Consider the following 6,543-nt stretch of genomic DNA (forward strand, 5'->3'; position numbering starts at 1 on the left):
TCTATGTCGTACAAGACGGCAAGGTCGCCAAAAAAGTAGTCAAAATTTCGGCTCAAGATACCCGCACTGCGACGATCTCAAGCGGGCTGCAGGACGGCGATCAGATCATTTTGGATAATTTTAAAAAGATCAACGTGGGCTCCAAGGTCACTCCGGTGCCAGCCAGTACCGATCCCTACGTAGCGGGGCAGCCTGAAGCGTCTCAGAGCAATGCGGAAAGCGGGAAATAATGTTTTCTAAATTTTTCATCAACCGCCCCGTCTTTGCCTGCGTCGTTTCGATCATCATCGTAATCGCGGGCGTTTTGGCTCTTAAAAATTCCTCCGTCGAGGAGTATCCGCAACTCACGCCGCCGCAAATCGTCGTTAGCGCTACATATAGCGGCGCGGACGCGCAGACGATCGCCGACGTCGTCGCAGCCCCTCTTGAAAACGCGATTAACGGCGTTGAAAATATGATCTATATGGAAAGCTCAGCAAGCTCCTCCGGCTCTGTTAGTATCAACGTATATTTTCAAATCGGCACAAATCCAGCAGATGCGAAAGTCAATGTAAACAACCGCGTCACGCCAGCTCTTACGCTACTTCCCGATGAAGTGCGCCGCTATGGCGTAACCGTCACCGAGCGTAGCAGTACGATGCTCGAAGTGCTTGCGTTTTACGATCCTAGCGAACAGATGGATGTTGTAGAGATGCAAAACTACGTAGCTATCAACGTCGTAGATGAGCTAAAGCGCGTGCCGGGCGTCGGCGAAGCGCAGGCGCTGGGAACGAAAGACTACGCGATGAGGATCTGGGTAAAGCCTGAGCTACTTAAGAAATTTAACGTTACGACTGCCGAGATAATTGCCGCAATAAGCGAGCAAAACAGCCAATACGCCGCGGGTAAGATGGGCGAGCAGCCGATGAACTTAGGCAATCCCTACGTATATGCGATCAAGCCTGAGGGTCGTTTAAAAACCGTCGAAGAGTTTGAAAATATCATCATACGCGCGCAAAAAGATGGGAATTTCTTGCGCGTAAAAGATGTCGCCGAGGTCAAACTAGGCGGCGCAAGCTACAATATCTCGGCAAAATTTAACGGCAAAGAGATGGTGCCTGTGCTTATCTTTATGCAAAGCGGTGCCAACGCTCTAGCCGTAGTTGAAGCGGTAAATAAGCGCATAGACGAGCTTAAGCCTAATTTTCCCGGCGAGCTGACCTACGACGTCGCCTACGATACGACTAGCTTCGTAAAAGTATCGATCGAAGAGGTCATTCATACTTTCATTGAAGCGTTAATCCTCGTCATCATCGTTATGTATATGTTCTTAGGGAACCTTAGAGCGACGATCATTCCGACGCTTGCCGCTCCGGTGTCGATCTGCGGCGCGTTTATCGGAATTTACGCCTTCGGATTTTCAATAAATTTAATCACTCTTTTCGCGCTTATTTTAGCTATCGGCATCGTCGTGGACGACGCCATTATCGTGATCGAAAACGTAGAGAGAATTTTGCACGAGGAGCCGGATCTTAGCGTCAAAGAGGCTACCACAAAAGCGATGGGCGAGATCGTAGCGCCCGTCATCTCCATCGTGCTCGTGCTTTCGGCGGTTTTCGTGCCGGTTGCGTTTATGGAGGGTTTTACCGGGGTTATGCAGAGGCAATTTGCTTTAACGCTAGTATCTTCGGTATGTTTTTCGGGCTTCGTAGCCCTTACGCTGACGCCCGCACTTTGCGCTCTGATCTTGCAAAAAAAGGAGTCCGAGCCGTTTTTTTTCATAAGATGGTTTAATAATCTTTTTAGCATCTCAACTAAAATTTACGCCGCAGGTGTCGGCATGGTTTTGCGCCATGTGCTAATCAGCCTCGTTTTTGTGGGCATCATCATCTATGCAATGATAGAGCTTCTTAAGCTTACTCCGAGCGGCCTAGTGCCTAACGAAGACAAAGGCTCGATTATGGCGATGACTACGCTTCCATCGGCATCTACGCTGCCCAGGACGGAAGCCGATCAGGATTTCATCGCAAGCATCGCTAAAAAGTATCCAAACGTAAAAGATATAACCCAAATCACGGGATACGATATGCTAGCCGGAGCGCTTAGAGAAAATGCGGGAGCTTTTTTTATGAAGCTAAAAGACTGGAAGGAGCGCCCCGGCGATGAAAATTCCAACTTCGCCTTAGCTGCCGCTCTAAACGGGCAACTCTACGGCGCAGATCGCAACTCGATGACCTACGTCGTCACGCCGCCGCCTATTATGGGGCTTTCGCTTACGGGCGGATTTGAGCTCTACGCGCAAAGTACGACGGGCAAGAGCTACGATGAAATTCGCGCCGATATGGATCGCGTAACCGCCAAAGCCAATCAACACCCAGCTCTAACGCTCGTGCGAACGACGTTAGAAACGGACTTCCCGCAGTATAAGCTCTATATAGATAAAGAGAAGATAAAGATGCTAGGCGTCAGCATAGCAGACATTTTCACCGTGCTAAATTCCACCATCGGGCAGTATTATATCAACGACTTTAACCTGATGGGCCGCACGTTTAAGGTCTATATCCGCGCTACGCAAAACTACAGAGACGATCCTAACGATCTAAAATCGCTCTACGTCCGCAATGCTAGCGGAGATCTGATCGCGTTAAATTCTTTAGTTAGACTTGAGCGCTCTTTGGGTCCAGATTCCGTTAATAGATTTAACGCCTTCCCGGCTGCGCAGATTATGGGCGAGCCAAATACGGGCTATACCTCGGGCCAGGCGATAGCGGCGATCCAAGAGGTCATAAAAGAGGAGCTTCCTAGCGGATATTCGATCGGCTGGGCGGGCTCTGCGTATCAAGAGGTCAGCGAAACCGGCAAGGGCTCGCAGGCATTCGTATTTGGAATGATCTTCGTGTTTTTGATCCTAGCGGCTCAATACGAAAGGTGGCTCATGCCGCTTGCCGTGCTTACCGCCGTGCCGTTTTCGGTATTCGGCGCGCTCGTGTTTACATATTTCCGCGGGCTAAATAACGACATATATTTTCAGATCGGTTTGCTGCTTCTAATCGGTCTGGCGGCGAAAAACGCGATTTTGATCGTGGAATTTGCGATGAATGAGCACCTAAACAACCACCGCCCTATCGCTGAAGCTGCCGTAGAGGCTGCCAGGATGAGGTTCCGCCCTATCGTGATGACGAGCCTTGCGTTCGGTCTGGGCGTACTTCCGATGGTTATCGCCACCGGCGCTGGCGCTGCTAGCCGACATGCATTAGGAACCGGCGTCGTAGGCGGAATGCTCGCGGCATCTACGATCGCGATCTTTTTCGTGCCGCTGTTTTTCTACCTGCTCGAAAGCTTCAACGCTTGGCTTGATAGACGCGGCAAAAAAGTCCAAACTAACGAGGTGAATGATGAAAATAAATAACGCTCTTTTAAGCGCCTTGACGCTTGGAATTTTACTCTGCGGTTGCAACTTCAAGCCCGTCACGCCGCAAAAGCAAACCGGCTTTAAGGCGGATTACGCAAGCACTAACGTTAGCACGCAGTGGTGGAAAAGTTTCAACGATCCGCAGCTAAACGCCCTGATCCAAAGCGCGCTGGAGCAAAATTCCGATCTGCAAACCGCGCTGAATAACGTCGAGTACGCGCGCGTAAATTTGGGACTGAACAAGCTTGAGTACCTGCCGAATGTAAATTTAAGCGGCAGCGCGGTGCGCCAAAATAATTTCGGCAACCGGCCCGATCGTAACTCCCACGGCGCGTATCAGATCGGCGCCGTGCTAAGCTACGAGATCGACCTTTGGGGGCGCGTGCGCAACAGCGTAGATTCGGCGCGATCTCGATTTAATGCGACAAAATACGACTATGAAACCGCCAAAAACACGATTACTAGCACGGTTGCGACGACCTATTTCACGCTACTAGCGTTAAAGCAGCAGGAACAAATTTTAAAAGACAGCCTAAAAAGCTATCAGGATACGCAAAACTACCGCAAAAAGCAGCTCGATGCGGGCGCGGTTAGCGAGATCGTATTTTATCAAGCTAAAGCTGCGGTGCAAAGCGCCGAGGCAAGCCTCATAAGCGTGCAAAATCAGCTCTCCGCAGCGCAGACCTCGCTAAATATCCTAACGGGCAAGAGCTATGATGAAATTTTACGCGGCACGGCGCAGATCGCCGCGAAAATGCCTAGCGCACCGCAGATCCCAAGCGGGATCCCAAGCGACGTGATCCTACACCGCCCCGACGTCGCAAGCTCGCTCGAAAATCTGCGCTCAAGCAACTTCTTAGTGGGCGTCGCCAAGGCGGGCTACTTCCCTACTTTCTCGCTTACGGGCTCAGCGGGATACGCAAGCGGCGAGTTTGACAGGCTGTTTACCGCAAGCGCGAGCACGTGGAGCATCGGCGGCTCGCTCGTAGGGCCGCTACTTGATTTCGGCCGCCAGAAAAGGCGCGTAGAGCTTGCAAATTTAGAGCAAAACGCGAGCTTCATCGCATACGACAAGGCGCTTAAAACCGCTTTCGGCGACGTTCGCGACGCGCTTGTAGGCGTGCAAAACGCCAAACTAAGGCAGGCAAGCCTCGCCGATCTCGTCGCTTCGCAAAGCAAAATTTATTCAAACGCCTCAAGCAGGTATCAGACGGGCTACAGCGACCATCTGGAGTTTTTGGATTCACAGCGAAACCTGCTTAGTGCTCAGCTAAACAAGGTGCAGGCCGATCTTGACGTGCTAAACGCGACGGTAAACGCCTACAAGGCGCTCGGCGGTGGCTTTAGCATAGAAGATAGCGAAATAAAGGCGCTTATCGGCGCCGAACAGGACGTGCAGCCCGATATGTCCGCCTTCCCGAAGGATAGAATTTTTAATTAGCTTTAAATTTACGGGCAGCACAAAATTTTAAAATACCCGTAAATTTAAAGCGCTGCCGAAATTTTACGGCGCAAGCGGATTTTTCAAAAGCTCTGCTTGCGCTTTTTAAATTTAGCGCTACGGCGGACGGCAGGTCTAAATTTAAAAAGTAATCCAGATTTTAAAATAGCCGCGGCAAGGTAAAATCGCGCTCAGCTAGGAAGCGTAAGGCGGCTGGGTTTAGCGGCGCGGTAGAATTTCAAGCGCTGCGGTAAAATTTCCAAGCAGCACGGCGGAATTCTAATCGCTGCAGAAAAATTCCAAGCATTGCGATAGAATTTCAAGCGCTGCGGCGAAATTCCAAGCGCCGCGTTTTAAATTTAAAGGCAGAACAGGTTGCGCGCCGAAACGGAATTTGGCAAAATTTTAGATTTTCGCTATAATCGCGACTTTTAATTTAGATGGGTGTCCGAGCGGTTGAAGGAGCACGCCTGGAACGCGTGTAAAGTGCAAGCTTTCGAGGGTTCGAATCCCTTCCCATCTGCCACTACTTTAAAATTTCGTCCTCGCAAAACTCTAAAATTTCGCTTTTCAACTCGGCGCAAATTTTATAAATTTAAAGCCAAAATTCCACCCTTGCCGCAAATTTAACGATCAAAGATAAAAATTTCCTCCGCCTAAAATCAAACCCGAAAGCCACCTAAATTCTATCTCTACGCCCGCCGTTTACCGATATTGCGCTAAAATTCTTTTTAAAATTTCACTTTAAAGGAGAGAAAAATGAGTGAAGAAAAAAGTTGCGCCTGTGCGCATGTCAAATCCCAAAACGTAACCGACGCGCCCGGCAACAACACCGTGTTTATGATCTGGCGCTTTAACGCAGACAAAACCGCCTGCAAAAAGGCTTTCGAGGGCCTTTGCGCTCTGGTGATAAATTTAAACAAAACCGCCGTTACGAGATTCGGCGCGGCTAGCGAAACAAGCTGCGTGCTGGGCGTGGGCTTTGAGGCGTGGAAAATGCTCGGCTTGCCGAAGCCTTTGCCGAAAGAGCTAAAAAATTTCGAAGAGATTAGAGGCGATAAACACATCGCGCCCGCTACCGGAGGCGATATCCATATCCACATCAGAGCCGCAAATCAGGCCATTTGCTACGATATGGCAAGCGAGATCAGAGCCGCGCTAAAGGGCATCGCGACGTGCGAGGAGGAGATCTGCGGCTTTAAATACTACGACGGGCGCGCTATCATCGGCTTTGTGGACGGCACCGAAAATCCCCAGGGCGCAGACCGCGACTTTTTCGCCAAGGTAGGCGACGAGGATGCGGCGTACAAGGGCGGCAGCTATCTTTTTACGCAAAAATATATCCACGATATGAGCGCGTGGAACGCCGCGGGCGTAGCCGAGCAGGAGCACGTCATCGGCAGATCCAAGCAAAACGATATCGAGATGAGCGAGGAGCTAAAGCCTAGCAACTCTCACTCCGCCGCAGCCAACGTAGGCGACGACAAAAAGGTCGTGCGCGGCAATATGCCGTTTATGCAGGGCGGCGAGACGGGAACCTACTTCATCGCCTACGCAAGCACCTTCAGTACGCTGGAGCTGATGCTTGAGAGTATGTTTATCGGCCGCCCGCGAGGCAACTACGACCGCCTGCTCGATTTCAGCACCGCAAAGACGGGCGCGCTCTTTTTCGCTCCGACCTTCGATATGCTCGAGACTTACGATGCGGGCT

The 6,543-nt window shown here is 50.8% G+C and carries 3 protein-coding genes, 1 tRNA gene and 1 pseudogene; all 5 read left to right on the forward strand.

The window, feature by feature from the left end:
- Positions 1 to 230: pseudogene (locus Q0238_RS10155) on the forward strand (efflux RND transporter periplasmic adaptor subunit); the annotation flags it as partial.
- Positions 230 to 3,388, forward strand: a complete 3,159-nt coding sequence (locus Q0238_RS10160) for a multidrug efflux RND transporter permease subunit (RefSeq protein WP_297945744.1) — start codon at positions 230 to 232, stop codon at positions 3,386 to 3,388. The pseudogene Q0238_RS10155 and the gene Q0238_RS10160, both read left to right, overlap by 1 nt.
- Positions 3,372 to 4,832: a TolC family protein gene (locus Q0238_RS10165; protein WP_297945747.1), complete on the forward strand. Its 1,461-nt coding sequence runs from the start codon at positions 3,372 to 3,374 to the stop codon at positions 4,830 to 4,832. Before Q0238_RS10160 ends, Q0238_RS10165 begins: the two co-directional genes overlap by 17 nt.
- A 438-nt stretch (positions 4,833 to 5,270) precedes the next feature.
- Positions 5,271 to 5,358, forward strand: a tRNA-Ser gene (locus Q0238_RS10170).
- 233 nt (positions 5,359 to 5,591) lie between these two features.
- A partial coding sequence (locus Q0238_RS10175) for a Dyp-type peroxidase (protein WP_297945749.1) occupies positions 5,592 to 6,543 on the forward strand: 952 nt, incomplete at its 3' end.

It is taken from the genome of uncultured Campylobacter sp. (genome assembly GCF_938045775.1).
Taxonomy (GTDB): Bacteria; Campylobacterota; Campylobacteria; order Campylobacterales; family Campylobacteraceae; genus Campylobacter_B.

Coding starts and splice junctions, on each gene's coding strand:
- Q0238_RS10165 (WP_297945747.1), top strand. CDS start 3,372: ATGATGAAAATAAATAACGCTCTTTTAAGCGCCTTGACGCTTGGAATT.
- Q0238_RS10160 (WP_297945744.1), top strand. CDS start 230: ATGTTTTCTAAATTTTTCATCAACCGCCCCGTCTTTGCCTGCGTCGTT.